The following is a 25,649-nucleotide window of genomic DNA, read 5'->3' on the forward strand; positions in this document are numbered from 1 at the left end:
CCTCTGAACCGGGGAATCAACCGCCCCGGCCGAGGGTTCGATAGGTTATGGACGTGGTCCAAGACAAGCGACGCGTGACCATCATCGGCTCCGGCCCTGCGGGCCTCACCGCCGCGGTCTACACGGCTCGCGCCAACCTCGAGCCGTTGGTGATCGAAGGGATCGACGCAGGTGGACAGCTGATGCTGACGACCGAGGTCGAGAACTATCCGGGCTTCGTCAACGGGATCATGGGCCCCGAGCTGATGGAGAACATGCGGGCGCAGGCCGCCCGGTTCGGCGCCGAGTTCCTGACCGAAAACGTCACCTCCGTTGACCTCTCCGAGCCACCCTTCGGCATCCAGACGCCCGATCGCGCGATCCGCAGCGACACGGTGATCATCTCCACCGGCGCCTCCGCGCTGATGCTCGGGGTACCCGGCGAGAAGGAGCTGCTGGGTCACGGCGTCTCGACCTGCGCGACCTGCGACGGCTTCTTCTTCCGCGGCCAAGAGATCGTCGTGGTGGGCGGCGGCGATTCCGCGATGGAGGAGGCGAACTTCCTGACTCGCTTCGCCGCGAAGGTGACCGTGGTACATCGCCGCGACAGCCTCAGGGCGTCGAAGATCATGCAGGACCGGGCGCGGGCGAATCCGAAGATCGAGTTCATCTGGGACACCGCGGTCACCGAGATATTCGGCAACGGCAAGGTCGCGGGCGTCCGGCTGAAGAACCTGAAGACCGGAGAGGAGACAGAGAAGCTGACGGGCGGCGTGTTCGTCGCGATCGGCCACACGCCGAACACCTCGTTGTTCGAAGGTCAGCTCGAGCTCGCGGGTGGTTACATCTTGACGAGGGGCGAGGACACCCAGACCACGGTGCCCGGCGTGTTCGCGGCCGGCGACGTCGTCGACTTCAGGTACCGGCAAGCCATCACTGCGGCCGGCATGGGATGCATGGCCGCCATCGACGCTGAGCGTTACCTGGAAGGGATGCCGGTCACAGAGCACGCCTGGTAAACGGTTCACGGAAGCAGCGCGGGGCTACTCTTCGTGCATGTTCCGTAGCTTGTGCTCCCCCATCCGCCCTGAGCACCGACCCGCTCGATGAAGGGGCTGATCAGGGAGGGCGATCGCTCCGAGGAAGTCGCGGACGTTCAGATGCGCCTGCGCGCGCTGAAGCTGCGGGTCGAAGACGAGACGGGCCAGTTCGGCGCGTCGACGAAGCAGGCGGTTCGCGCCTTCCAGCAGCAGCGCGGCATCATCGTCGACGGGATCGTCGGTCCACACACATGGAACGAGCTCGTCGAAGCCTCGTGGCGCCTGGGCGACCGCGTCCTGTACCTGAGGGTCCCCGTGATCCGGGGAGACGATGTGCTGACCTTGCAGTCACGACTGAATGCACTCGGCTTCGACGCGGGGCGCGAGGACGGGATCTTCGGGCGCGAGACGGACGAGGGGGTACGCGCGTTCCAACGCGAGTACGGCGTTGCCGAGGATGGCATCTTCGGACCCGCCAGCCACGCCGCACTGACGGGGCTTCGCGTGGATCGTCCTGGCACCGCAGCACGCTTGCGCGAGGAGCTTCGGCGGGGCGAGGAGGGACTGTCGGACGCGGTGATCGCGATCGATCCCGGCCACGGAGGCGCGAATCCCGGCGAGATCGGCGCAGATGGTCTCGTGGAAGCCGACGTCTGTTGGGAGCTTGCGCTGAAGCTGGCCGAGCGCTTCGTGGCGGTGGGGGCGAAGGTGCGCTTCACGCGCACCGAGGTGGAGGACCTAGATCCCCACGAGCGGGCGCGTCGCGCCAACCGTTTCGGCGCGCACCTGTTCATCTCGATCCACCTGAACGCTCACGGTGAGGCGGGTGCCGAGGGTGCGACGACCTTCTACTTCGGAGGATCGCGAGCCGGTGAGGCGCTGGCCGACAAGTTGCAGAGCGAGCTCGTCCGCCTCGGGTTGAAGGACTGTCGCAGCCACGCTCGCTCCTATCCCGTGCTGCGAGAGACTCGGATGCCGGCGGTCCTGGTGGAGCCGGGGTTCATCACGCACCCCGACGACGAGAAGAGGCTCCGCGATCCCGAGTTCCTCTCCCGTGTCGCGGATGCGGTCGCGGCCGCGGTGGGCCGCTACTACGAGGAGGGGTTTTAGAGAGCGGTCTCTAGAGCTTCGCCGTCTTCGCTGTCGGCGCTTGCTTCCGCCCGAGCGCCCGTGATGATGTGCAGCAGGCGCTGCAGTTCCGCGGGAGACACGAAATCCAGGACGATCCGCCCCTTGCGCTTCCCCACCTCGACGCGCACTCGCGTCTGCAGGTGGTCCGCCAGGATCCGCTGCGCCTCCATAGCCGCAGCGGAGGCGGCGGCCCCACCCGGTGCCCGCGCCGGTGCGGAACCGGTCATCGCCTGATACCGCCTGACGAGGTCTTCCACCTCTCGCACCGAGAGCGACTCTGTGGCTGCGCGCCGCGCGATGCGCTGCTGTAGGGGGTTGCCCTGCAGCCCGAGCAGCGCTCGCCCATGACCCGCGGTGAGCCGTCCCGAGGTCAGCAGCCCCTGTATCTCGACCGGGAGGTCCAAGAGCCGCAACGCGTTCGTGATCGTGACCCGGTTCCGCCCGAGCTTGTCGCCCAGCGCCTCCTGGGTCAGACCCGCCTCGTCCATCAGCTGGCGGTAGGCCGCGGCTTCCTCTATGGGGTCGAGGTCTGCCCGGTGGATGTTCTCGACGAGGGCTCGCTCCAGCGACCCGCGCTCGTCGGTCTCGACCACGACCACCGGAACCTCCGTCAACCCCGCAGCGATGGCGGCGCGCCACCGTCGCTCCCCCGCGATCAACTCGTATCCATCGCCGTCGGGGCGCACGAGCAAGGGCTGTAGGACCCCGAGCTCGCGGATCGACGCGGTCAGCTCGTGCAGAGCGTCGGGTTCGAAGGACCGGCGCGGCTGAAGAGGGTTCGGGCGGATGCGATCGACCGCGGCGGTGGGGGTAGCGGTTCCTGTGCGCCGCTCGAGCCCCTCGTCGGCGGTGGGCGGCAGGAGAGCGTCGAGCCCACGACCGAGGCCGCTCCGGCGCATCATCTGGCCACCGTCCACGGCTCGCGGCGAGGCCACTCCTCGTCGAGACCGGCCGGCTCGGGCGCGATGGTGCCGTACCCCCGGCCCCCGGGCCCCGGAACCGCAGCCGGTGCCGGGACCGCAACCGGGTTCGGACGCGGGGCGGGTGGTGAAGGCGGCACGTGCACGTCTAACCCGTAGCGTTCCTCGACCTCGGCGGCCAGAAGCCGGTACGACACCGCTCCGCGGGAGGAGGGGTCGAGCGTCACCACCGGCTCGCCGAACGACGGCGCCTCCGACAGCCGCACGCTGCGCGGGATGACGGTGCCGAAGACCGCGTTGCCGAAGTGCGTGCGTACCTCGTCTGCCACCTGGCTCGACAGCTTCGTCCTCGCGTCGTACATCGTCAGCAAGAACCCGGCGATCCTCAACTCCGCGTTCAACGACCGGCGCACCCTCTCCGCCGTCGCCAGCAGCTGACCCAGACCCTCGAGCGCGTAGTACTCGCATTGCACCGGCACGATCAGGTCCTGCGCCGCGGCAAGAGCGTTGAGGGTCAGGAGGCCGAGCGAAGGAGGGCAGTCCAGGAAGATCAGGTCGTACCGCTGCGCTGCCCCCTCGAGGGCGTCGGCGAGCTTTCGTTCCCTAGCCATCGCTCCCGCGAGCTCTATCTCGGCGCCGGCCAGGTCGCGCGCGGCGGGAGCACAGTCCAGGCCGGCAACCGCCGTCGGCCGGGCCACCTCTGCGAGAGGTGCCGCTCCGATGAGGAGGTCGTACGTGGTCGGGGTCGAGTCGCGGTGGTCGAAGCCCAGCCCCGTCGTCGCATTCGCCTGTGGATCCACGTCGACGACCAGGACCCGGTGCCCGCGCAGCGCCAGGCTTGCACCCAGGTTCACCGACGTCGTGGTCTTCGCGACCCCGCCCTTCTGGTTGGCGACACAGACGAGGCGACCCGCACCGGGCAGGATCGGCCGCGTCTCCAGGAGCTTCCACGACGTCCCCGACCACGCGGCAGGGGGATTATTTCCAGGTATTTCCTGACTCGGAGGCATCTGCACTCAGTCTAATCAGACCCGGTTCGATCTCCTCGGCATCTCGAGGGATATCCGCGCTCGATCCCACGAGCAGGATGACGTGACCGGTCGCACGGACCAGGGGCCGGCACAGCGCGGCCGCGTCTGCGGGCGGAGCCAGCGCCCGCGCGGTGGCGACGCTGTGGGCGGCTCGCAGCGCGGGATCCAGGGCCGCCTGTTGCGCCGTTCGGACGACCACCTCGCACTGGTCCAGCTCCAGTTCCCTCAGCGCCTCCTCCAGGAAAGCGGCCCGCCTCTTCCTCGGCTCCAGCAGGCGCCAGGGGAGGCCGGAGCCGATCGCTAGGGGGATCCCCGGGAGCCCGGCGCCCGAACCCACGTCGATGCACCAGCCGTTGCCGACCTCCGTCACAAGTGGGAGAGCCCGTAGCGAGTCCTCGATATGGCGCTCGCGGACGCGGCTCAGGTCGCCGGGGGAGATCAGGTCGAGCCGGGGGGCCCACCCTTCGAGGAGCGCGCGGTACACCGCCAACCGCTCCTCGATGCCGGGGTGTTTCACGTTTTACGCGTCGCTAGCTGGGCGAACACGCGGGAGGACGGCGTCACTCCGCCCTGATGACGACCTTCCGAGCGGGATCGACGCCTTCGCTGAAGCTCGACACGCCCTCGATCTCTGAGACCGCGTCGTGGACGATCTTCCTGTCCCAGCTCGACATCGGCTCGAGCTCGATCTCGGTCCCCCGCTCCTTGGCGCGCTCGGCGATGGAGCGAGCATAGTCCGCTAGCGAGTCTCGGCGCCGGGCGCGATATCCCTCCACGTCCACCATCAGACGGACCCGGGCCCGCAGGCGACGCTGAACGGCCGTCCGCGTCAGCTCCTGGAGCGCGTCCAACGTCTGACCGCGTCGCCCGATGAGCATCCCGAGCTCGGGCCCGGTCACCTCCAGCGACACGGCGTCGCCCTCGATGGACTTTTCGACCTCGGCCTGAAGGCCCATAGCCTCGAGGAGGCCGGACAGGAACTCGGTCCCGGTTGACGCCACGTCCTCGGGGCTGGCGGGCTCCGTCTCCAAGCCTGGGGGGTCCCCTAGCGCGTCGGCGGTCTCGCGAGCGGTGGTTTCCTGCATCACCTCGGGCTCTTCGTTCATCTCTTCTTCTTCTTGTTCTTCGAAGGCTGCTTCGGTCCTTCCAAGCGCGCCGGGTCGCCCGTCACCGGCTTGGTGGGCGCACCCTTCGGCGGCTTTCCAGAGCTCGGTTTGCTCGAGCCCTTGCTCGGCTGAGCCACCACCTTCTTCTCCGATGGTTCCGGGTCGGCGGGTGCGGGGGCCACGCGCAGCATGATGTGCTGCTGGACGATGCTCCACACGTTCGTGGTCAGCCAGTACAACGTCAGGCCGGCCGCGAACTGGAACGAGAAGAACATGAGCATCAGCGGCATGAACTTCATCACCATCTGCGCCTGCTGAGCCGACGGATCGGTCGCGGCGCCCCGCTGCACCTGCATCTGCTTCTGCTGGTAGTAGGTCGTGAAGCCCATCAGCCCGATCAGGATCAGGTACGGGAGGAAGCCGAGGACTCCGCCCTCACAGCCGGGGGCATCCCGGAAGACGTTGAGGGGCTGGCAGTCCAGCCGGAAGACCCCGAGGAAGCTGTTCACCTCGACGGGCGCGGTGTCCAGCGCTCTCGCCAGCGCGGAGTCCTGGACCTGCGCCATCACTCCTTCGATCGGTTCCGCCGGTACCCAGTCGTCGGTACCCGACAGTTTTTTGTAGCCCATGTAGGCCAGCGGCGTGCTGATCAACCGGTACAGGGCGATGAAGACCGGCATCTGCATCAGGAGCGGCAGGCACCCGCCGAACGGGTTGACCCCGTGCTCCTTGTAGAGGCCCATCATCTCCTCGTTCATCTGCTGACGGGCGTCCTTCTTGCCCTTGTATTTGGCCTGGATCTTCTTCACCTCGGGCTGGATCCGCTGCATCTCTCGCATCGAGCGGGTCTGCTTGATCGACAGAGGCAGGAGGAGGACCCGCACCGCCACGGTCAACAAGATGATCGCGAGCCCGTAGTTGCGGACCACGGCGTAGAAGCCGGCGAGCGCGGCCGCGAATACCTCGAAGAAACCCATCAGGCGACCCTAGGCGGAACGGGGTCTGGACCACCGGCGGACCAGGGGTGGCAGCGAGCGATCCGTTTCAGCGCCAGGAGCGTCCCGCGCGCGGGTCCATGGCGCTCGATCGCCTCTATGGCGAAGGCGGAGCAGCTGGGGGCGAAGCGACAGGTGGGGGGGAACAGCGGCGAGATCAGCCGCCGATACACCTGGAGCAGCGAGACGAGGACCCGCCCGATCATCGGCTCAGCGACAGCCGGCGGAACATCTCTTCCAGTTCCTGGAACGGAGCGGTCTGCGCGGTCGCCTCGGCCCGAACGAGGACGTCGACCCCGGTGGGACCCGCGGCCCTGAAGGCCGCGCGCAGGCGACGCTTGATCCGGTTACGGCCCACCGCGCCTCCGACGCGGGCGGGGACGGCGAGTCCAAGCCGGCCCGGCGAATCGGCGTCTGCGCGGCTCGCAACCATCATCGTGCCCGCCACCGCTCGGATCCTGGTCCCATCGTGCAGGACCCGCCCGAAGTCGCCGCGGCGGGATAGGGAAAGCGGTTGCTTCATGCTTAGGTGCGCTACGCCGACAGGCGGGCGCGGCCCTTCTCGCGCCTCGCCTTGAGGATCGCGCGGCCGGCGCGGGTCTTCATGCGGGCGCGGAACCCATGCTTGCGCTTACGGCGGCGATTGTTGGGTTGGTACGTGCGCTTGGTCACTGGGGCTCACCCGATCCTGTTGGGCCCACCTGGATCCGCTCGCAATCAACATCGCGAAATCCGCGGGGCTCTTCGACGTCTGCGGCAGTATAGCGTCGCTCCCGTTTCTCCACGTAGAGAGCCAATCGCTCGCGCGTTCTCCTAGTTTTGCTCGATCCACTTGACGCGCGCTGGGCGGATTTGGCTACGATGCCCCCCGGTCCAGAGCCTCCGGGAAGCCTTCCGAGGGCGGGACTGCGGCACTTCCCCGAGCCACGTGGTTGAGCATTTAGCTAGGGCCGGAATCGGTTGTCCACACTTGTGGATAAGGCTGTTGACCGGCGCGAAGTGCCTGCTCACACCCGCTTTCTCGTCTCTCCGTCGCGGACGATCGCGATGCCCTACACCCGGTTCCTCCGGACCTCGCGGACCGGCGTGCTGTGGACGAAGGTGTTGGTAAGGGGGCCCCCGATGGAGAGTGCTAGTGACGTTGTGCTGATCGGCGAGGACAGGGAACCGGTGCAACACCACGACCCGGTCCTCACGATGGATCGACAGGCAGAGGTTCACGAGGTCGAAGGGCTGTGGAAGGTGGCGGAGCGGACCCTGCGCGACGAGCTCCGCGGGAACTTCTCGGCGTGGTTCGCACGCACCAAGCCTGTGGCGCTAGACGGCGACAGCTTCGTGCTCGCGGTTCCGAGCCTGTTCGTGAAGGAGTGGATCGAGGACAGATACACGCCACAGCTGCGCGCCGCCACCTCGATGGCTGCGCGGCGCGACCTTTCCATAGCCCTCGTGGTCGACGAGTCGCTCTCGGAGGCGCCCGACGCGCCCGAGGTGGAGGACCCTCCCGGTCCGGGTTCCGCTCTGCTCGATCCGCCGCCGGCGGCGACCGACAGTCCCCCGCAGTTCCACCCGAAGTACAGCTTCGAGTCCTTCGTGATCGGATCTTCGAATCGCTTCGCGCATGCCGCGGCGCTCGCCGTCGCGGAGGCTCCTGCCGAGGCGTACAACCCTCTGTTCATCTATGGGGCAGCAGGACTCGGAAAGACGCACCTCCTGCACGCGATCGGTCGCTACGCGCGCGACTGGCACCGCGGCTCTGTAGTTCGTTACGTCTCTACCGAGCAGTTCATGAACGACTTCATCGAGGCCCTGCAGCGTCGCTCGATCCGCGGCTTCCACCAGCGCTACCGCGCTGCCGATCTCCTACTCATCGATGACATCCAGTTCCTCGAGGGCAAGGAGCGGACCCAAGAAGAGTTCTTCCACACGTTCAACGCGCTCCATCCGAAAAGCCAGATCGTGATCACGTCTGATCGGCCTCCGAAGAAGATCCCAACGCTCGAAGAACGCTTGCGCACCCGCTTCGAGTGGGGGCTCATCACCGACATCCAGCCGCCGGATCTGGAGACCCGTCTCGCGATCCTGCGTAGGAAGACCGAGACCGAGCGACTCGCGGTTCCGCCGGAGGTCATGTCGTACATCGCAAGCCGCATCCAGACGAACATCCGCGAGCTCGAGGGCGCCCTCATCCGCGTCGCCGCCTACGCTTCTCTAACGCGCTCGAGCATCACGCTCGAGGGCGCGCAAGGTGTCTTGCAATCGCTCCTCCCGAACACCAACGAGGCGCGTGTGACCTCGGATCTCATCATCTCGGTCGCCGCCGACTACTTCGACGTGACCCCCGAGGAGATCTGCTCTCCCAGCAGGTCGCGGCCTCTAGTGAACGCTCGTCAGATGGCGATGTATCTCTGCCGAGAGCTCACGGATCTCTCGCTGCCCAAGATCGGTGAGCGTTTCGGGGGCCGCGACCATTCCACCGTTGTCTTCGCCGTCAACAAGGTTCGCCAACACATGCAGGAGCGAGAGAGCTGGTTCGAGCAGGTCCGGGAGCTCACGACACGGATCCGTCAACAAGCAGCTCGCGGCTGACGCCCACATCTTGCTGGATCGCGTGGATAAGACGAACTTCCGCGGGGTGCCCGCGCCGGCCCGCGTCCTGAGCCCGCCGTTATCCCCCGGGCGTCGCGCGCTCAAACCTCAGCACTACCTGCTGTTCTCCGACTTATCCGCATCGCCAACAGCACCTACTAGTACGTACTAGAAAACCTTTTAGCGAACGAAATCCAAAACCGTTGAGAAACCTGTCACACCATGCAGTTACCGTGTCCAGACAACGAAACGAGATCGGAGGCACGACATGAAGTTCCGCTGCGAGCGAGATGACCTGTTGGGTGCGGTGCAGTTCGCGTCCAGGGCGATCTCCAACCGAGCGACCCTTCCGGTCCTGTCGGGGCTCCGCCTCGAGGCGACCGAAGATGGGCGCGTGCGCGTCGCGGCGACCGACCTCGAGCTCACGATGGAGACGACGTTTAGGGCCGCGGTCGACGAACCTGGCACTGCTGTTGTTCCGGGCCGGCTCTTCGGGGAGATGTCGCGGAACCTCTCCAGCGGTCAGGTGTCGGTCGCGGGAACGGACGGCGAGGTCGAGATCGGATCCGGCCGGGGGCGTTTCCGCGTCCGGTCCCTCACGCCCGATGATTACCCTGCGCTCCCCATAGAGGACCGCGACGACAGCGACGGGGTCGCGGTCTCCATCGACGCGGCCGATCTTGCTGTTGCGCTTTCGCAAGTGGTGCGGGCGGCCTCGGGTGACGAGAGCCGGCAGATCCTTACGGGCGTCCTGTGGGAGCTGGAAGCCGGCGGCGTGACGCTGGCGGCGACGGACTCGTATCGCCTCGCGGTGCGGCACCTCGACGCCGCGGGCGGCCCGGAGGAAGAGCGGAAGGTGGTGCTGCCGGCGCGCACCCTCGGGGAACTCGCTCGTGCCCTGCAGGGAGCGACCGGCGCGGTGTCGGCCCTGGTGAAAGAGAACCTGGTGGCTTTCTCGATCGCCGGAGGTGAGGAGGAGGGCGAGTGGGTGATCGGCTCTCGGTTCATCGAGGGCGAGTTCCCGAAGTACCGCCAGTTGATCCCCGAGACGTACCCGAACACCTTGACGGTGGACCGCGAGATGCTGCTGGAGGTCACGAAGCGCGTCGGGCTCCTGGCGCAGAACAACCTGCCGGTGAAGCTCCAGCTCGCACCCGAGCTGGAGGTATCTGCACACACCCCCGACGTGGGGGAGGGCCAAGAGGTGATCGAGGCCGAGTACGAAGGCGAGCAGCTGGTGATCGCTTTCAATCCTCAGTTCCTTCTGGACGGCGCCTCTGCGATCCCGTCGCAGAGGATCGAGATGCAAGTGGGCGACGGGTTGAAGCCGGCGATCCTGCGGGGAGAGAGCGGAGACTTCACGTATCTCTTGATGCCGGTTCGGCTCTCGTAGTCCCGGGACGACTTCAGGCGCGCGATGCGGGTCGACGAGCTGGTCCTGGTTGACTTCCGCAATCTGGCGCGGGAAAGCGTCTCCTTCGCCCCCGGTCTGAACCTGGTCGTCGGGCGCAACGCGCAGGGCAAGACGAACCTGCTGGAGTCGCTCCACTGCCTCGGCGGCCTCGGCGGCCTCGGCTCTCCTCGGGCCGAAAACGCAGCCCTCGTGAGACAGGGAGCTGATGCGGCGCTGATCCACGCGGATGTCACGCGGGGCTCTCGCGCCCTTCACATCGATCTGGAGATCCGGCCTGGCCGTGGAACCCGAGCGCTCCTGAACCGGACCGCCGTCCCGCGGACGACGGCACTGACGGAGGTGGTCGTAACCGTCTTCTTCGGCCCCGACGAGCTGTCGTTGGTGAAGGGATCTCCTGACGGACGGCGCCGTTTCCTCGACGAGCTGGTGGTGAAGCTGCGTCCGGCGCGCGACTCGCTCCGGCGCGAGCTCGAAAGGGTCCTGCGCCAGAGGAACGCCTTGCTGCGGTCTCTTAGGGGAGCGGCCCCCGCCGATGCCGTCGGACGGCTGGAGGTATGGGATCGTTCGCTCTGCCGGGCGGGGGCCGCGGTCGCGGCTGCAAGACTCGAGGCACTGCGGGACCTGTTACCGCATGCAGCGAAACGCTATGAGGAGATCGCTGGAGACGGTCGATTGGAGCTGGGGTATCTGAGCTCCTGGCTCCCTGAAGAAGATGCAGCTGCGATCGTGAACGGCGCGCAGAAGGTAGCGGGCTCGGCGCTGGAGGTCCATGTCGCGCGGCGGATCTCGGAGCTACGGCGCGCCGAGCTCGAGCGCGGCGCGACGCTGGTCGGTCCGCAGCGAGACGATGTCACCGTGAAGCTCGCCTCGCGCGGCGACAACGCGGGGTCGATGTTGGCCGCACGTGCATTCGCTTCACAGGGAGACCAGCGCACGAGCGCGCTCGCGCTGAAGCTGGCGGAGCTCGACCTTCTCTCGGACGTTCTGGGCGAGGAACCGATCCTCTTGCTGGACGATGTGTTTTCGGAGCTGGATCCCCACCGTCGTCGGTGGTTGGCGGACGCGGTACGCGGTGTTGGTCAGACGGTCGTGACCTCGGCGGAACCGCTTGCGTTGGAGACCCTGCGAGCCGAAAAGTTGATCGAGGTCACAGACGGCAAGATCCGCGATGTCGGATAAGAGCTCGGGCGAACCAACCTCGCTGAAGGGGCTCCTCGGAGGGGCAGCGGCGCGCTTTGGGCTGGACGACGCTCTAGCGGCCGGGAAGCTCTGGAGCCGCTGGCACGAGGTCGTGGGGCTGGACGTCGCATCCCACGCAGAGCCAACGTCTCTTAGAGGCGGTGTCCTGAGGCTGCGCGCGGACTCACCTGTGTGGGCGCACGAGATCGGGTACCTGAGCGAGGAGATCAAGCAGCGCGCGAACCAGCACTTGGGGAGAGCGGTCGTCACCGAGGTGCGGGTGTGGAGCGCCCCCGGCGAGGCTCCCTCGCGGCCGCGAGCGGACGCGGTCCGAAAGACCGCCGAGCCGCCATCCGAAGCCTCCGAGCCGGGTTTCGAGGACCCGCGCGAGGCCTTGGAGAAGGCCCGTTCCGCGTGGCTCGCGCGCCGGGACCAGAGACGCCTCGAGGAGCGTCGCGAGAGAGGCTGAAATCGAGGAAATGCCCAGCTAGATGGTACTATTTAGCTCCATGACCCCAGTGTTCTCCGCTCTCTTCGAGCGCGCCCATCAGCGGCTTTCCGGGCTCTTCGCGCCTAGTGGGGCGGGCGAGCGGTGAGCGCCTCCAAGCCGCCCTCGATCCCCGCCACGAAAACGAGGAACGAAGTGTCGTACACCGCACAAGACATCACGGTTCTGGAGGGCCTCGACCCCGTCCGGAAACGGCCGGGGATGTACATCGGCTCCACCGGAGCCCGAGGCCTCCACCACCTGGTCTACGAGGTCGTGGACAACGCGGTGGACGAGGCGATGGCCGGCTACTGCGACCGGATCATCGTGGAGCTCCTCGCAGATGGTGGCTGCAGGGTCACCGACAACGGCCGAGGGATCCCCGTCGACCCGATCAAGGTGGGGCCGCAGAAGGGAAAGCCGGCGGCCCAGGTGGTCCTGACGACGCTTCATGCGGGAGGCAAGTTCGAAGGCAAGGGCTATCAGGTGTCCGGTGGCCTCCACGGCGTGGGTGTGTCGGTCGTGAACGCGCTCTCGGAGCGACTCGAGCTCGAGATCGCGCGGGACGGCAAGGTTTGGAACCAGGAGTACGAGCGGGGTAAGCCGCAGCGCAAGCTCACGCCGGGACGAGCCATCAAGCGCACCGGGACGAAGGTGGCGTTCTGGCCGGATCCGCTGATCTTCACCGACGAGCGCGAGTTCCGCTTCGACACCCTCGCGCAGCGCATGCGCGAGATGGCGTTCCTCAACAAAGGGTTGGAGATCAGGCTCGTGGACCACCGCATCGAGCCGGCGCAGGAGGAAGTGTTCCGCTACACCGGCGGGATCATCGACTTCGTCAAGCACCTCAACTCGTCGCGCGACGCCGTGAACAAACGCGTCGTGTACTTCGAGGGCAAGGGGGAGCAGCACGAGCTCGAGATAGCGATGCAGTGGACAACGTCGTTCAACGAGTCCGTCTTCACCTTCGCGAACAACATCAACACGCACGAGGGCGGCATGCACGAAGAGGGCTTCCGCCGCTCGCTGACGAAGGTGGTGACCTCCTACGCCCGCGCCAAGCAACTGCTGAAGGAGAAGGACCAACCCTTCATCGGCGAGGACTGCCGCGAGGGTCTCACTGCGATCATCTCGGTGAAGGTCGCGAACCCGCAGTTCGAGGGACAGACCAAGACCAAGCTCGGCAACACCGAGATCCGCTCCTTCGTCGAGACGACGATGAACCGGCTCTTCGCCGATTACATGGAAGAGCATCCCGCCGAGGCCCGCGCCATCTGCAACAAAGCGATCTCGGCCCAGCGCGCCCGGCTCGAGGCGCGCAAGGTGCGCGATCTGGTCCGGCGCAAGTCACTGCTCGAGTCGTCGATGCTGCCCGGCAAGCTCGCGGACTGTCAGACGAGAGATCCGGAGAAGGCCGAGCTCCTGATCGTCGAGGGTGACTCCGCCGGTGGCACCGCCAAGAACGCACGGCAGCGCGAGAACCAGGCCGTGTTGCCGCTGCGCGGCAAGATCCTGAACGTCGAGCGCGCTCGCCTCGCGAAGATCCTCGAGAACAAAGAGATCCAGGCGATCATCACTGCCGTCGGGACCGGGATCGGGGACGATTTCGACGCGTCGAAGTGCCGCTATCACAAGATCATCTCGATGGCGGACGCGGACGTGGACGGATCGCACATCAAGACGTTGTTGCTGACTTTCTTCTTCCGCTTCATGCCCGAGCTGATCGACGCCGGCTATCTGTTCGTAGCGCAGCCGCCGCTGTATCGCGTGCCGTTCAAAGGCAAGGTCCACTACTTCAAGAACGACGCCGAGCTCGAGGCCTTCCGCGCCGAGCAACAGAACGGGTCCAAGATTGTGCCGCAGCGCTTCAAGGGCCTTGGTGAGATGGACGCCGAGCAGCTGTGGGAGACGACGCTCGATCCCGAGCAGCGCACTCTTCTGCGCGTCACGATGGAGGACGCCGCCCTCGCGGAGGAGATCTTCTCCACGCTCATGGGTGAAGACGTGGACGCGCGCAAGACCTTCATCCAGCGAAACGCAAAAGACATCCGCTTCCTCGACATCTAGACCACAGGTAGGTCATGGCTCCGAAAGATCCTTTCCAAGACAAGCTTCCCGGTGACCCGGGCGGTCCCGGCGACGGCATCGAAGACATCGATCTCGGTGAGGAGGTCCAGTACTCGTTCCTCGAGTACGCGATGTCCGTCATCGTCAGCCGCGCGCTGCCGGACGTGCGCGATGGGTTGAAGCCCGTGACGCGCCGCATCTTGTACGCGGCTTTCGATACAGGCTTGCGCCCCGACCAACGCTTCCGCAAGTGCGCCGCGTTGGTCGGCGAGGTCATGAAGACCTATCACCCGCACGGCGACCAATCGATCTACGACGCGCTCGCGCGCCTGGCGCAGGACTTCTCGACGCGTTACCTACTGATCGACGGGCAAGGAAACTTCGGCTCGGTAGACGGCGACGCGCCAGCCGCCATGCGCTACTGTACTTCTGGCGATACGAGAATCAGAGCAGTTGACGGAACGCTGCGAATGGATTCTCTCGCCAGGATCGACTCAGACTCTGACGTTGATCTCGATCTGAAGGTTCTTGATAGAGACGGGAACCCCAAGAAGGCTTCAAAGCTCTTTCACAGCGGCGAGCACCCGACGGTGCGAATCAGAACAACCGAGGGATACGAGCTAACAGGTACTCACAACCATCCTGTCCTCTGTCTCGTGCCCGTAGCCGGGGTGCCCATGCTGCTCTGGAAGCTGCTTGAGGAGGTCGAGTCTGGCACCTACGTCGTGCTGAATCGCGGCTTGGCGCCAGAAGAAGAAGTCCTCACGGAGCGGGACTGGAAGGTCGCCACGCTCGCGGGGGCGTGGTTATCGGAAGGCTGGGCCTCGGAGACCGTGGGCGGCTTCGCGAACGTGGACCAGGAGTACTTCGACGCAGTCCTCGACGCTTTCGACGAGGTTGTGGGCGGTCGCCGCACGGTTCGTTCCCAGCAGCTCAAATCGAGCAAGTTCCTTTACCGACTGGACATCCAGAATTGGATGGAGCACTTCACCCGCAGTCCGCTCGCTTGTCTCATCGGCCCGAAGGCCGACGTGAAATCGGTACCCGAGCTCGTATGGCGGAGCGGTCCCGCGTTCAAGCGAGCCTTCCTGCAGGCACTCTTCGAAGGGGACGGCAGCTCGTCGCTGCTCGGTCGCAACACCGGGCAGGTGAGCTACTCGACCTATAGCTTCCAGCTCGCGCAGGACGTACAGGAGTTGCTGCTGGAGTTCGGCATCGCCTCGCGGCAGTGCGTGTCCGGTCGCGGAGAGATCAAGGTCTACATCGGTAACCGCCGCGACCTGAGGCTGTTCGCCTCTCGTGTCGGGTTCTTCGGGCGCAAGCAGGAAAAGCTCCTTCGCGACCTCGAGACCATCCCCGCGACCAGCAGCGCGATGTCCTCGGACCACGTCCCTTACCTCGCCCACTACGTCCGGCAAGAGTGCGGTGGGAGTTGGAAGCAGCGAGAGTGGCTCATCAAGCACAACATCGATCGCATCGAGCGGTGGGAGCGAGACCGGGACCAGATCCTAGAGAACATCTGCTCGGACGAAGTGAAGGCGGTGATCGAGCCGCTTGTGGGTGGGCAGTACTACTTCGCCAAAGTGGCAACGGTGGAAGACGCCGGTGTGCAACCGGTGTACTCGATCCGGGTCGACTCCGACGACCACTCCTTCATCACGAACGGCTTCGTCAGCCACAACACCGAGTGTCGGTTGTCGCGGCTTTCTATGGAGTTGCTGCGCGACATCGGCGAGGAGACCGTCGACTTCTCGCCGAACTACGACGGTGAGGACCTCGAGCCCTCGGTGCTACCCGCGCGGTTCCCGAACCTGCTCGTGAACGGCTCGACCGGCATCGCGGTCGGCATGGCGACGAACATCCCGCCGCACAACCTTGGTGAAGTGATCGACGCGGTCGTCGAAGTGCTCGAGAAGCCGGAGCTCTCCGAAGACCCGGCGAAGATGCTGTCGGCCGTGATGAAGCACATCAAGGGCCCCGACTTCCCGACCGGCGGAGTCATCCTCGGCCGTCAGGGGATCCACGAGGCCTACACCACCGGACGCGGCTCCATCAAGATGCGCGCCGTCTGCGAGATCGAGGAAGGACCCAAGGGGAACCCGCGGATCGTCGTGACGGAGCTTCCCTATCAGGTCAACAAGGCTCGCCTTGCGCAGAAGATCGCGGAGCTTGTGAACGCCAAGACCGGACGGCTCGAGGGGATCGCGGACCTGCGCGACGAGTCCTCTCGTCAGGGGATGCGCCTGATCATCGACCTCAAGAAGAGCGCGGTCCCGCAGGTCGTCCTCAACACGCTCTACAAGCGCACGCAGCTGCAGGACAACTTCGGCGTCAACATGCTGGCGATCGTCGACGGCGTGCCTCGCACGCTGAACATCGGCGAGATCATCCAGGAGTACATCTCGCACCAGATCCAGGTGATCATCCGCCGCACGACGTACAGGCTGCGGAAGGCGCGGGAGCGGGCGCACATCCTCGAGGGGCTCATCATCGCCCTCGACCACATCGACGACATCGTGGCTCTGATCCGCGCTGCCGCCGATGTCGAAGAGGCCCGCGGCGGCTTGATGGCGCGCTACGGCCTGACCGAGATCCAGGCGAACCACATCTTGGACATGCCGCTCCGGCGTCTGACCGCTCTGGAGCAGGACAAGATCCGCGACGAGTACGAGGAGCTGCAGCGGACCATCGCAGAGCTGGAGTCGATCCTCGCCGACGAGGCGAAGGTGCGGGCGATCATCGCCGATGAAGCGCGCGAGGTGAAGAGACGTTTCGCCGACTCGCGCAGGACGCACTTCGCACACGACGAGGGCGAGTTCGACATCGAGGACTTGATCGCGGACGAGGACCTCGCGATCTCTGTGTCGCGCGATGGCTACATCAAGAGCGTCCCGCTCGACACCTACCGTCAGCAGGGCCGAGGCGGCCGGGGCGTGAAGGGCGCGAATCTCAAAGAAGGTGACATCGTCGAGCACCTACTCACGACGACTGCACACGCTTACCTACTTCTGTTCTCGAACAGTGGGCGGGTCTACCGGATCAAGGCTCACGAGATCCCGAAGCGCGACAGGACCGCCCGCGGAACCGCAGTGGTCAACGTGGTGTCGATGCGTCCCGAGGACAAGGTCGCGGCGGTCATCGACACGCGCGACTACGAGACCTATCGCTACCTCCTGATCGTGACGAAGAACGGCATGGTCAAGAAGACGCTGTTCCGCGAGTACGACTCGTCGCGCCGCGAGGGCATCATCGCTTTGAACCTGCGCGATGGCGACGAGGTCGTGCGGGTGCGGCCCACCTCCGGCACGAATGACATCCTTCTGATCACGCGCAAGGGGAAGGCCATCCGCTTCTCGGAGGAAAACGTGCGTTCTATGGGCCGGACCGCCACCGGCGTGATCGGCATACGCCTCGATCCCGATGACGAGGTGGTCGCGTGCGACATCATCGACAACAACGACGACGAGCTCCTCGTGATCACCGAGTTCGGCTACGGCAAGCGCACGAAGCTAGGCGACTTCCCGCGCAAGGGCCGCGGCGGCAAGGGCGTGATCGCGGCGAAGCTGACGAAGCCACGCGGGCCGATCGTCGGCGCGTGCGTGGTCCGGACCGGCGACGAGGTGTTCCTCATATCGAACGACGGCGTGGTGATCCGGATGGCCGTGAACACGATCTCGCGGCAGGGGCGCCCTGCGACCGGTGTCCGCGTGATGAACCTGGCGCATGGCACCAGCATCTCGGCAGTTGCCCCGGTTGTCGGTGAGGAAGAGGAGAACCCGCAGGGCCGTCTAACGTAGGTGGGCGAGATGCAGCCGCGCCGGCACCGGCCGGCCGGTTCGTTTCGCCCATACTGGCCCGACGAGGTCCAGCAAGGAGGGGCGGTCGTGCCGTCAAGGGAAGAACGAACCGGTGGTGTCGAGCCGGAGGTAGGAGCTGCCTCGGGTGGACACCTCGCGCCGGGTTCACCGACCGGGCCGCTCTTGGACCCCCTGGATGAACCTTTCCCCTCCACCCGGAGGCAACCTGCACGCGCGGACGCTTCTTACGATGACGCGGCCAGGCTGGGCGAACGGACGGAGGCTTTTCCCCGGCCCCCAGAATCGTCGGCCGCCAGAGCGGATGCTGCGGCTGTGCGCAGGCAGCAAGTGCGGAAACGAAGCGGCGCCCGCAGGGTCAAGCGTACGATCCGCCACGTCGACCCGTTCTCGGTCCTGAAGCTCTCCGGCTTCTTCTACCTGATCTTCCTCCTGGTCTGGCTCGGGATCGTGGCGATCCTGTACTCCGTCGTTGAAGCGATGGGCGTGTTCGACGCCGCCGAGGACCTGGGACGCGCCCTCGTTCTCTACGAGGAGGTCGACATCACCCTCGGGGTCGTGGAGAAGTGGGCGTTGTTGATCGGGCTGGTCGTCGGTGTGCTCGGCACCCTCGTCAACACGCTTCTTGCGATCCTCTACAACGTGGCTTCGGATCTATTCGGCGGCCTCGAGCTCACCTTCGTCGAACGGGACTCTTGAGCTCGCTATCACCACGCGTGCGGTTGTAGCTGGGCGAACCTGACCCCCCTCGTCGCGATGGCCGATAGGAACCGCTGCGATTCGAACGTCCGCTCGGGGCTCGATACGCCGCCACCGCCGGGTGGGAGCTCGGTTGCCGCGAGAGCGAGCGGGATGGATGCGAGGTTCACCAGATGGTCGACCACGCCGTAGGAGATCGTCTTGCTCCGGCCCCCGCTCCTCCCACGCACGTCGGTCCGCAACGCGGTCCACGGCGCCGCACCCGCGGACAGCTTCTCCAGCAGCGGGCGGGTGGGCTGCGCGATCTTGAGCCACAGTCGTCGCCCGGTCTCCGTCGCCGTGACCCGCGTCGCCACGCTCGCCCGGATCACGTCCATCACGGCCTTCTCCGCGAGCCCGATGCGGAACCGGAACGATGCGAGGCTCGGATGCTCCCTCCGCACCGCTAGCTCCTCGGGATGTCCACACGGGAAGGTTTCGACCCACCCGACCGGATCCGGGAAGTAAACCGGATGAGGCGATCGGCTCCCGTCGTCATCCGCGCGAGCGGAGCGGGTGGCCCGCGCGAGCATCGCGATGAAGTGGAGGTCCGTGGCGGGACCGCCTCCGTCGGCGGATGAGGCACCGATCGCGACCTCGACCTCGTGAACCTCCTCGAGCTGTTCGGCTGCCAGCGCGATCAGGAGGTTCGTGATCCCCGGCGCCGCGCCGCAACCGCTGATGATGGTGACGCCGCGCTCGCGCGCCTCGTCATCCCGCGCAGCGACCGCCGATGCCGCCTCCAGGTCATCGTTCAGAGAGACGTACGACGTCCCTGACCGGACCGCGGCGTCCACACACGCCTCTTCGAGAAGGTAGGCGGGTCCTGCACACGACACGACCCGGTCGTGGACACTGAAGCGTCGCGCCAGCTCGTCGCGGTCGTTGATGTCGAAGGCGGCGATCTCGAGGGATGCTCGACCCTGCAGGCGTGCGCGCAGACGTTCCAGCTTCCCGCCGTTCCGTCCCGCAAGCGTGAGGCCTCTTACCGCACCGGTTCGCAGCAGCTCGGAAGCAGTACGTCGCCCGAAGGTTCCGCTGGCGCCGAGAAGGAGAACGTTCACGAGGGTGGGTCGTCTAGCTGTAGCTCCTGCCAGCGGCCTTCGGCCGGAGCGCGCTTCGAGTGGGCGAGGAGTCGCAGCCACCACGCGGCCAGGCCTCCAACCGCAGCGACCCCCATGAGCCTGCGGATAGGACGAAACATCCGTTCACTATAGGAGGCGCCCCCCACGTAGATCCGGGCTCCTCCTAGGATGACCCGGAACCTATGAGCGTCGTTGGAGGAGACGTGGCGGACGACCCGATGATCTGGCTGCGGAACGTGTCGAAGTCGTTCCGCTCTTCCGCGACCCCAGCCGTTCGCGACCTGTCGATGGAGGTCCGTCGCGGCGAAACCGTCGTTCTGGTCGGGCCGTCGGGTTGCGGCAAGACGACGACGATGAAGATGATCAACCGGCTGATCGAGCCGACCTCCGGCACCATCATCGTCGACGGAACAGACGTCATGCAGCAGGACCCGGTCGCCCTTCGACGCGGCATCGGATACGTCATCCAGAGCATCGGGCTGATGCCTCATCGCACCGTGGCACAGAATATCGCGACCGTCCCGCAGCTCCTCGGCTGGGCCGAGCACAAGACGCGAGATCGCGTGCACGAGCTGGCGCAGATCCTGGAGCTCGATGAGCCCTTGCTGGAGCGGTACCCGAGCGAGCTATCGGGAGGACAGCGGCAACGGGTCGGAGTGGCGCGCGCCCTCGCGGTCGACCCTCCCGTCATGTTGATGGACGAGCCGTTCGGTGCCGTGGACCCCATCGTGCGAGAACGTCTGCAGGACCAGTTCCTGGCGATCCAGCAGCGGTTGCGGAAGACCGTCGTCTTCGTGACGCATGACGTGGACGAGGCGATCAAGATGGCGGATCGCATCGCGATCCTGAACCGCGGCGGCATCATCGAGCAGTTCGCTTCGCCGAGCGAGATCTTGTCGTCTCCCGCGAACGACTTCGTCGAGCAGTTCGTAGGTGGAGAGCGCGGCCTCAAGAGGCTGGCGCTGATGAAGGTGTCCGACATCGGCATCGAGGAGGGGCCGGTCGTGCGTTCCTCCGATCTGCCGGAAGAGGCCGCGCGCGCGATGGAGAAGTTCGATTACGACTGGTGCAGTGTCGTGGACGACGGCGAGCTGCTTGGCTGGGTGGACGCAGAGCTGTTGCAGGGGTGCCGGGTCGTCGGCGATGCACAACCGCGCCCCTTTGGCGCGTACGTGACCTATGACAGCAACCTGCGGCAGGCTCTCGATTCCATAGTTACGTCGCGCACCCAGGTTGCAGTCGTGGCAACCGAAGGGCAGCGCTACGCAGGGATCTTGTCCCTCGAACGCATCTCCAAAGAGATCACCGCATGAGCGCCGCGGGGTTCGTCGGTGCCGTCTCGATCGACTGGTCCTGGGTCGCTCGGAACGGCGACAGGATCTACGCCCAGTTCCTGGAGCACATCCAGTTGACGGTTCTGGCGGTGGCGATCGGGTTCGCTATCGCCGCCCCGCTGGCGGTGTATGCGTATCGCCACCGTTGGTTCTATGCACCCGTCACCTCGGTGACCGGCGTTCTCTACACGATCCCGAGCCTCGCCCTGTTCGCTTTCCTCCAGCCGTACACGGGTTTGACGGTGCAGACGGCGGAGATCGGCCTGGTCAGCTACACGCTGTTGATCCTGATCCGCAACACCGTCGCCGGGCTGGGGGGTGTTCCATCAGACGTGCGAGAGGCGGCGCGAGGGATGGGGTACTCCGAGCGGCAGTTGCTCTGGAGGGTCGAGTTGCCGCTCGCGCTTCCCGTGATCGTTGCCGGGATCCGGCTGGCGACGGTCACGACCATTGGCCTCGTCACCGTTACGGCGCTGATCGGGAAGGGGGGGCTTGGCGCGTTCATCCTCGCGGGGATGAGAACCGACTTCGTGACCGCAACCCTCGTCGGATCAACCCTGTCGTTGCTGCTGGGCGTCGCCGCAGACGCGGTCCTTGTGTTGTTGGAGCGCGCCGTAACGCCGTGGTCGCGAGTCCGGCGCCTCGACCGTGGTGAGTTCGCGTCCCTCGCCCCGAAGGTGTCTTCCTGATGGAGCTCCTGGCGAACGTCTTGAGGTGGTTCGCGTCCGCGGAGGCCTGGGCGGGATCGGGTATCGAACCCGGGATCATCGTGCGGCTTTACGAGCACATGACGATGTCGTTCCAGTCGGTCGGACTGGCGGCTCTACTCGTCCTGCCGCTGGGGCTCTACGTGGGCCACACGAGCCGCTTCGGCGCCGCCGTGGTGTCGATAGGAAACCTCGCGCGGGCGCTGCCCTCGTTCGGGATCCTCGGGATCTTCTTTGCGCTGTTGATCGACGTTCCGGGAACCCTTGGGTTCTGGCCCACGTTCGTTGCGCTGGTCTTCTTGGCGATACCGCCGATCCTCACGAACACCTACATCGGGATCAACGGTGTCGATGTCGACACGGTGGAATCCGCTCGTGCGATGGGTATGACCGAGCGCCAGATCCTGCTCCAGATCGAGCTTCGGCTAGGAGCGCCGCTGATCGTCGCCGGGTTGCGTCTTGCCGCGGTCCAGGTCGTCGCCACTGCGACGCTGGGGGCGGTCGCGGCCTGGGGCGGATTGGGCCGCTACATCGTCGACGGGTTCGCCGCCGGCGACGATGTCCAGCTTGTGGCCGGCGCCATCCTGGTCGCGGCGGTAGCGGTGGTGACGGAGCTGTCTTTCGGCCTCCTCGAGCGGGTGGCGACGCCTCACTCGGCCTCTGATCGCACGAAGCCTGCGCGTGGCTCCACCCGGATGCTCCCGCGCGAGAACTAGCGCAGCCGTCTCGGTAAGGTTCGACGCTGTTCAGGGGTTGTGACGTCAGCCCCCCTATCGGAAACGGAGGAAGACCCATGCGGAAACCCCGCAGCAACGCTCATGGGGCGACCCTGTTTGCGGCGGCACTGGCGACGGCGCTGGTGTTCGCCGCATGCGGGTCGGGAGTGAGCGAAGACAACGAGCCACAGGCGCCAGCAGGCGGTGGTGGTGAGCCCATCGCGTCGCAGTTGACCCTGGGAGCTCCGCCGGAGTGTCCGAAGCGCCCCTTCTGCATCCCCGGTCTCAAGGAGACCTACGGCATCGAGTTCGCGGAGTTCAAGCCTCTCGACGTCGGCGGCCCGCTGACGGTGAAGGCACTGAAGGCCGGCCAGGTCGATGTCGGCCTCCTCTTCTCCACGTCTAGTGCGATCGTGGCGAACGACTTCGTCGTGTTGGAGGACGACAAGGGTCTCCAGACCGCCGAGAACATCGTCCCGCTCGTGTCCGAGGAGGTGGACGAGTCCGCGGCCGAGCTTCTGGATCAAGTCAGTGCCGCGCTTACGACCGACAACATCACGGAGCTGAACGGACGTGTCGAGCTCGACCAGGAAGATCCGGCGGACGTGGCTGCCGACTTCCTGGAGCAGGAGGGCATAACGGCCGACGGTGGCGCTTCGGGCCAGCTGACGGTTGGAGCCGTGGCCTTTGCCGAGAACCAGATCGTGGCGGAGATGTACGCGCAGGTGCTCGAGGCGGCTGGGTACACGGTCGAGCGTCAGACCGATCTCGGCTCGCGCGAGATCCTGTATCCGGCTCTGAAGAAGGGCGACGTGGACATCGCGCCCGAGTACCTCGGGTCCCTGCTGCTGTTCCTGGACCCCGATGCAGAGGCGACCGGCGATCCCGCGAACAACGTCTCTCTGCTCGAGCCGTTGCTGGAGAAAGACGACCTGAGGCTGCTGGAGCCCGCAGAGGCGAACGACCAGAACGCCTTCGTGGTTACCCAAGAGACGGCCGACAAGTACGGCCTCCAAACCACGAGCGATCTCGCGCAGCCCGCGCAGTAGCGCGGCGACGCAGAGGGAGGGTCCGTCGTCGCGGCCCTCTCTCTACGTCCGCTCTCCGGCCTCTACCGGGATGTCGAGTCGGTTCGCAGGAGGCGCCAGCGGACATACCCAGCGCGGGTTGTACGAGCACGAAGGGTTGTAGGCGAAGTTGAAGTCGAGCACGATCGCGCCGTCGTCGGTGCCGAGGTCGGCGCCCTTGACCGTGTCCAAGAGATAGCGACCCGCGCCATAGGTGGTGGATCCGCTGGTCGCGTCGCGGAACGGTAGGAACAGACCGCCGCCGTAGCCGGTCAGCCAATAAGCCTCGAGTGAGCAGGCGCGATCCCGCACCTCGAACTCCACCGTAGCCAGACGCTGGAACTCGATCGTCTCGTCGCCGGAGGTCGGGATCGAGTAGGTCTCGGCGGAGGCGGGGTTTAGCCGAGCCCGCAGGCGGAGCCCAGGATCGTACGGGAAGTAAGAGAGCCCTGAGAAAGCCGCGCGAGCTTCTTCGGTCAATGCCGACTGCGGATGGTTCCGGAAGAGTTCGTCGCGCTCTTGTCGCCACCTCTGCCATGCGCGCTCGGGGTCCAACTCCTCGCGCACCTCTGCGTAGAGCGCGAAGACCCTCCTCTTCCAGTCGAGCAGCTCGAGAGCCTCGGCCGTGTTCACCGATTCAAACTACGGTTTCCGCCGGATTATCAGGAGCGGGCGGGACCGTCGTCGCGAGCGCGCCCGGCGGCTTCCTGATCCACACGAACGAGATCAGTGCGCCGATCCCACACAGACCCGCGTTGATGAGCATCGAGCGCCGGAACCCTGCTGAGAAGGCTTCGCCGCCGACCTCGTCCACGCCGCTGATCCCGGCCGCAAGCGGGACCAACACGACCGCGAGCAGCCCCGCCACCCGCGCCACGGCGTTGTTGATCCCGGAAGCGATTCCGGCGTGAGCCCCTTCGATCGCGGTTAGAACCGCGGTCGTCAGCGGCGCCACGGTTGCCGCGAGGCCCAGCCCGAACAGCAGGATGCCGGGCAACAGGTCGCTGAAGTAGTTGCTTCCCGGCGAGGTATCCATCAACGCGAGGAAAGCGACACCTGCCACCAGCGGGCCCGCGGTCATAGGTCCGCGCGGCCCCCAGCGTTGAGACAGCCTCCCCGCGGTTGGCGACAGGACCAGCAGCAACAGGGTGACCGGGATCAATGCTGCACCCGATTCGAGAGCCGAGTAACCCAGCATCTTCTGGAGCTGGATCACCAACAGGAACACGCTCGCGCTGAGAGCCGCGTACACCACGAGCGTCGTCGCGTTCGCAGCGCTGAACTGGCGAGAGCGAAAGATGCTGAACGGCATCATGGGATGTCTCCTGCGCGCTTCGAGCACGAGGAAGGCGATCAACGCGATGATGCCCGCCGCTCCCGCCGCTCGGACGAGCGGCTGATCCCAGCCGCGTGCGGGACCCTCGATCAGCGCGAACACGATGCCTCCCAACCCCATCGCGGCCGCGATGCCGCCGGCCACGTCGGGCGTTCTCGCAGCTGCTTCGTCTCGGCTCTCGGGGACGTGCTTCAGAGAGATGGCGATCGCGAGCGCGGCAAGCGGGAGGTTGATGAGGAACACGAGACGCCACGACACCGAGTCGACCAGCCACCCTCCGACGAAGGGACCGATGGCGGTGGTGACGCCCGAGAGCCCCGACCAGGCGCCTATCGCTTGCCCCTTGTCCTCGTCGCGAAAGCTGCCGGAGATGATCGCGAGACTTCCGGGTACGAGCAGTGCGGCGCCGACGCCCTGCAGGGCGCGAGCGGCTATCAGTACTCCCACGGTCGGAGCCACTCCGCACAACAGCGAGGCGAGCGTGAACGCCGTAAGGCCGATGACGAACACCAGCCTGCGCCCGTACAGATCCCCGAGCGCTCCGCCGACGAGCAGCAGGGCTCCCAACGTCAGCATGTACGCGCTGATCGTCCACTGCAGCGAGGAGAAGCCGGTGTTGAAGTCGGATCCGATCGCGGGCAGCGCGACGTTGACGACGGTGCTGTCCAGGAACGCGATCCCCGAGCCAAGGACGGTGGCGAGGATGATCCAGCGGCCCGTGGTGCTGTTGTACGCAATCCCTTCGTCGATCATGCGTGGGCCAACCGAACCGAGCGGGTGTGGATTCCTAGAAGTGGGCCCAGATGGACTTGAACCATCGGCCTCACCCTTATCAGGGGTGCGCTCTAACCGGGCTGAGCTATGGGCCCCACGGCGAGCGATTCTATGGGCTGGCGCGAGAGGGGCCGCCCGAAGG

At 66.1% G+C, this 25,649-nt stretch carries 25 protein-coding genes and 1 tRNA gene; 13 read left to right on the plus strand and 13 right to left on the minus strand.

All coding sequences use genetic code 11. From position 1 onward, the window contains the following. Positions 1 to 47: 47 nt before the first annotated feature. Positions 48 to 998, plus strand: a complete 951-nt coding sequence (gene trxB, locus M3N53_04970) for a thioredoxin-disulfide reductase (GenBank protein MDP9067689.1) — start codon at positions 48 to 50, stop codon at positions 996 to 998. 87 nt (positions 999 to 1,085) lie between these two features. Further along, positions 1,086 to 2,129 (plus strand): N-acetylmuramoyl-L-alanine amidase, encoded by a 1,044-nt coding sequence (locus tag M3N53_04975; GenBank protein MDP9067690.1) that lies wholly within the window; start codon positions 1,086 to 1,088, stop codon positions 2,127 to 2,129. Here M3N53_04975 and M3N53_04980 read toward each other — a convergent pair. The 8 genes from M3N53_04980 to rpmH are packed head-to-tail and all read right to left on the minus strand — an operon-like array spanning position 2,126 to position 6,874. Next, entirely contained in the window at positions 2,126 to 3,052 is a 927-nt protein-coding gene (locus M3N53_04980; GenBank protein MDP9067691.1) for a ParB/RepB/Spo0J family partition protein, read from the minus strand. The two genes, M3N53_04975 and M3N53_04980, sit on opposite strands and share 4 nt — an antisense overlap. Beyond that, the gene (locus M3N53_04985; protein MDP9067692.1) at positions 3,049 to 4,080 is read right to left on the minus strand and encodes a ParA family protein; all 1,032 of its coding nucleotides are present in this window, start codon (positions 4,078 to 4,080) and stop codon (positions 3,049 to 3,051) included. The genes M3N53_04980 and M3N53_04985 overlap by 4 nt, the downstream gene beginning before the upstream one ends. Beyond that, the gene (locus tag M3N53_04990; protein MDP9067693.1) at positions 4,049 to 4,618 is read right to left on the minus strand and encodes a class I SAM-dependent methyltransferase; all 570 of its coding nucleotides are present in this window, start codon (positions 4,616 to 4,618) and stop codon (positions 4,049 to 4,051) included. The genes M3N53_04985 and M3N53_04990 overlap by 32 nt, the downstream gene beginning before the upstream one ends. Positions 4,619 to 4,661: 43 nt before the next feature. Next, complete coding sequence (locus tag M3N53_04995; protein MDP9067694.1) at positions 4,662 to 5,207, minus strand: KH domain-containing protein; 546 nt, start codon at positions 5,205 to 5,207, stop codon at positions 4,662 to 4,664. Then, positions 5,204 to 6,184, minus strand: coding sequence for a YidC/Oxa1 family membrane protein insertase (locus M3N53_05000; protein ID MDP9067695.1), 981 nt, complete (start codon positions 6,182 to 6,184; stop codon positions 5,204 to 5,206). The genes M3N53_04995 and M3N53_05000 overlap by 4 nt, the downstream gene beginning before the upstream one ends. After that, a complete protein-coding gene (gene yidD / locus M3N53_05005; GenBank protein MDP9067696.1) occupies positions 6,184 to 6,408 on the minus strand; it encodes a membrane protein insertion efficiency factor YidD in 225 nt (74 codons plus the stop codon). The genes M3N53_05000 and yidD overlap by 1 nt, the downstream gene beginning before the upstream one ends. Continuing rightward, positions 6,405 to 6,725, minus strand: a complete 321-nt coding sequence (rnpA, locus tag M3N53_05010; GenBank protein MDP9067697.1) for a ribonuclease P protein component — start codon at positions 6,723 to 6,725, stop codon at positions 6,405 to 6,407. The genes yidD and rnpA overlap by 4 nt, the downstream gene beginning before the upstream one ends. Before the next feature lie 11 nt (positions 6,726 to 6,736). Next, positions 6,737 to 6,874, minus strand: coding sequence for a 50S ribosomal protein L34 (rpmH, locus tag M3N53_05015; GenBank protein MDP9067698.1), 138 nt, complete (start codon positions 6,872 to 6,874; stop codon positions 6,737 to 6,739). A gap of 450 nt (positions 6,875 to 7,324) precedes the next feature. On the opposite strand from rpmH, the gene dnaA reads away from it, so the two are divergent. The 7 genes from dnaA (at position 7,325) to M3N53_05050 (ending at position 18,449) form a co-directional block, all read left to right on the plus strand. After that, on the plus strand, positions 7,325 to 8,788 hold the full coding sequence (gene dnaA, locus M3N53_05020; protein ID MDP9067699.1) for a chromosomal replication initiator protein DnaA: 1,464 nt from the start codon (positions 7,325 to 7,327) through the stop codon (positions 8,786 to 8,788). 268 nt (positions 8,789 to 9,056) lie between these two features. Beyond that, positions 9,057 to 10,181: a DNA polymerase III subunit beta gene (dnaN, locus tag M3N53_05025; protein ID MDP9067700.1), complete on the plus strand. Its 1,125-nt coding sequence runs from the start codon at positions 9,057 to 9,059 to the stop codon at positions 10,179 to 10,181. A 24-nt stretch (positions 10,182 to 10,205) separates the two neighbouring features. Next, positions 10,206 to 11,381 (plus strand): DNA replication and repair protein RecF, encoded by a 1,176-nt coding sequence (gene recF / locus M3N53_05030; protein MDP9067701.1) that lies wholly within the window; start codon positions 10,206 to 10,208, stop codon positions 11,379 to 11,381. Further along, complete coding sequence (locus M3N53_05035; GenBank protein MDP9067702.1) at positions 11,371 to 11,850, plus strand: DUF721 domain-containing protein; 480 nt, start codon at positions 11,371 to 11,373, stop codon at positions 11,848 to 11,850. The genes recF and M3N53_05035 overlap by 11 nt, the downstream gene beginning before the upstream one ends. A gap of 174 nt (positions 11,851 to 12,024) precedes the next feature. Beyond that, entirely contained in the window at positions 12,025 to 13,935 is a 1,911-nt protein-coding gene (gyrB, locus tag M3N53_05040; GenBank protein ID MDP9067703.1) for a DNA topoisomerase (ATP-hydrolyzing) subunit B, read from the plus strand. Positions 13,936 to 13,949: 14 nt separating this feature from the next. Beyond that, a complete protein-coding gene (gene gyrA, locus M3N53_05045) occupies positions 13,950 to 17,732 on the plus strand; it encodes a DNA gyrase subunit A (GenBank protein ID MDP9067704.1) in 3,783 nt (1,260 codons plus the stop codon). A gap of 333 nt (positions 17,733 to 18,065) precedes the next feature. After that, positions 18,066 to 18,449 (plus strand): DUF3566 domain-containing protein, encoded by a 384-nt coding sequence (locus M3N53_05050; GenBank protein ID MDP9067705.1) that lies wholly within the window; start codon positions 18,066 to 18,068, stop codon positions 18,447 to 18,449. Between the two features lie 8 nt (positions 18,450 to 18,457). On the opposite strand, the gene M3N53_05055 is transcribed toward M3N53_05050, so the two are convergent. Together M3N53_05055 and M3N53_05060 are read right to left on the minus strand one after the other, a co-directional pair. Next, positions 18,458 to 19,552, minus strand: a complete 1,095-nt coding sequence (locus M3N53_05055) for a saccharopine dehydrogenase NADP-binding domain-containing protein (GenBank protein ID MDP9067706.1) — start codon at positions 19,550 to 19,552, stop codon at positions 18,458 to 18,460. Beyond that, on the minus strand, positions 19,549 to 19,692 hold the full coding sequence (locus M3N53_05060) for a hypothetical protein (protein ID MDP9067707.1): 144 nt from the start codon (positions 19,690 to 19,692) through the stop codon (positions 19,549 to 19,551). Before M3N53_05060 ends, M3N53_05055 begins: the two co-directional genes overlap by 4 nt. Before the next feature lie 63 nt (positions 19,693 to 19,755). On the opposite strand from M3N53_05060, the gene M3N53_05065 reads away from it, so the two are divergent. From M3N53_05065 to M3N53_05080, 4 genes are all read left to right on the plus strand, one after another. Next, on the plus strand, positions 19,756 to 20,886 hold the full coding sequence (locus tag M3N53_05065) for a betaine/proline/choline family ABC transporter ATP-binding protein (protein MDP9067708.1): 1,131 nt from the start codon (positions 19,756 to 19,758) through the stop codon (positions 20,884 to 20,886). Then, complete coding sequence (locus M3N53_05070; protein MDP9067709.1) at positions 20,883 to 21,596, plus strand: ABC transporter permease; 714 nt, start codon at positions 20,883 to 20,885, stop codon at positions 21,594 to 21,596. Before M3N53_05065 ends, M3N53_05070 begins: the two co-directional genes overlap by 4 nt. Beyond that, positions 21,596 to 22,330: an ABC transporter permease gene (locus tag M3N53_05075; protein ID MDP9067710.1), complete on the plus strand. Its 735-nt coding sequence runs from the start codon at positions 21,596 to 21,598 to the stop codon at positions 22,328 to 22,330. Before M3N53_05070 ends, M3N53_05075 begins: the two co-directional genes overlap by 1 nt. A 77-nt stretch (positions 22,331 to 22,407) precedes the next feature. Continuing rightward, entirely contained in the window at positions 22,408 to 23,379 is a 972-nt protein-coding gene (locus tag M3N53_05080; GenBank protein MDP9067711.1) for an ABC transporter, read from the plus strand. Between the two features lie 42 nt (positions 23,380 to 23,421). Here M3N53_05080 and M3N53_05085 read toward each other — a convergent pair whose 3' ends face one another. The 3 genes from M3N53_05085 to M3N53_05095 form a co-directional block, all read right to left on the minus strand. After that, the gene (locus M3N53_05085) at positions 23,422 to 24,030 is read right to left on the minus strand and encodes a DUF1684 domain-containing protein (GenBank protein ID MDP9067712.1); all 609 of its coding nucleotides are present in this window, start codon (positions 24,028 to 24,030) and stop codon (positions 23,422 to 23,424) included. 4 nt (positions 24,031 to 24,034) lie between these two features. Next, positions 24,035 to 25,486: an MFS transporter gene (locus M3N53_05090; GenBank protein ID MDP9067713.1), complete on the minus strand. Its 1,452-nt coding sequence runs from the start codon at positions 25,484 to 25,486 to the stop codon at positions 24,035 to 24,037. 41 nt (positions 25,487 to 25,527) lie between these two features. Continuing rightward, a tRNA-Ile gene (locus M3N53_05095) sits at positions 25,528 to 25,602 on the minus strand. Positions 25,603 to 25,649 lie beyond the last annotated feature (47 nt).

It is taken from the genome of Actinomycetota bacterium (assembly GCA_030776625.1).
Lineage (GTDB): Bacteria > Actinomycetota > CADDZG01 > CADDZG01 > WHSQ01 > MB1-2.

Bases quoted from the DNA above. Each gene is read 5' to 3' on its own strand.
- trxB (MDP9067689.1), top strand. From the start codon at position 48: ATGGACGTGGTCCAAGACAAGCGACGCGTGACCATCATCGGCTCCGGC.
- M3N53_04975 (MDP9067690.1), top strand. From the start codon at position 1,086: ATGAAGGGGCTGATCAGGGAGGGCGATCGCTCCGAGGAAGTCGCGGAC.
- M3N53_04980 (MDP9067691.1), bottom strand. From the start codon at position 3,052: ATGATGCGCCGGAGCGGCCTCGGTCGTGGGCTCGACGCTCTCCTGCCG.
- M3N53_04985 (MDP9067692.1), bottom strand. From the start codon at position 4,080: ATGCCTCCGAGTCAGGAAATACCTGGAAATAATCCCCCTGCCGCGTGG.
- M3N53_04995 (MDP9067694.1), bottom strand. From the start codon at position 5,207: ATGAACGAAGAGCCCGAGGTGATGCAGGAAACCACCGCTCGCGAGACC.
- M3N53_05000 (MDP9067695.1), bottom strand. From the start codon at position 6,184: ATGGGTTTCTTCGAGGTATTCGCGGCCGCGCTCGCCGGCTTCTACGCC.
- yidD (MDP9067696.1), bottom strand. From the start codon at position 6,408: ATGATCGGGCGGGTCCTCGTCTCGCTGCTCCAGGTGTATCGGCGGCTG.
- rnpA (MDP9067697.1), bottom strand. From the start codon at position 6,725: ATGAAGCAACCGCTTTCCCTATCCCGCCGCGGCGACTTCGGGCGGGTC.
- dnaA (MDP9067699.1), top strand. From the start codon at position 7,325: ATGGAGAGTGCTAGTGACGTTGTGCTGATCGGCGAGGACAGGGAACCG.
- dnaN (MDP9067700.1), top strand. From the start codon at position 9,057: ATGAAGTTCCGCTGCGAGCGAGATGACCTGTTGGGTGCGGTGCAGTTC.
- recF (MDP9067701.1), top strand. From the start codon at position 10,206: ATGCGGGTCGACGAGCTGGTCCTGGTTGACTTCCGCAATCTGGCGCGG.
- M3N53_05035 (MDP9067702.1), top strand. From the start codon at position 11,371: ATGTCGGATAAGAGCTCGGGCGAACCAACCTCGCTGAAGGGGCTCCTC.
- gyrA (MDP9067704.1), top strand. From the start codon at position 13,950: ATGGCTCCGAAAGATCCTTTCCAAGACAAGCTTCCCGGTGACCCGGGC.
- M3N53_05060 (MDP9067707.1), bottom strand. From the start codon at position 19,692: ATGTTTCGTCCTATCCGCAGGCTCATGGGGGTCGCTGCGGTTGGAGGC.
- M3N53_05065 (MDP9067708.1), top strand. From the start codon at position 19,756: ATGAGCGTCGTTGGAGGAGACGTGGCGGACGACCCGATGATCTGGCTG.
- M3N53_05070 (MDP9067709.1), top strand. From the start codon at position 20,883: ATGAGCGCCGCGGGGTTCGTCGGTGCCGTCTCGATCGACTGGTCCTGG.
- M3N53_05075 (MDP9067710.1), top strand. From the start codon at position 21,596: ATGGAGCTCCTGGCGAACGTCTTGAGGTGGTTCGCGTCCGCGGAGGCC.
- M3N53_05080 (MDP9067711.1), top strand. From the start codon at position 22,408: ATGCGGAAACCCCGCAGCAACGCTCATGGGGCGACCCTGTTTGCGGCG.
- M3N53_05090 (MDP9067713.1), bottom strand. From the start codon at position 25,486: ATGATCGACGAAGGGATTGCGTACAACAGCACCACGGGCCGCTGGATC.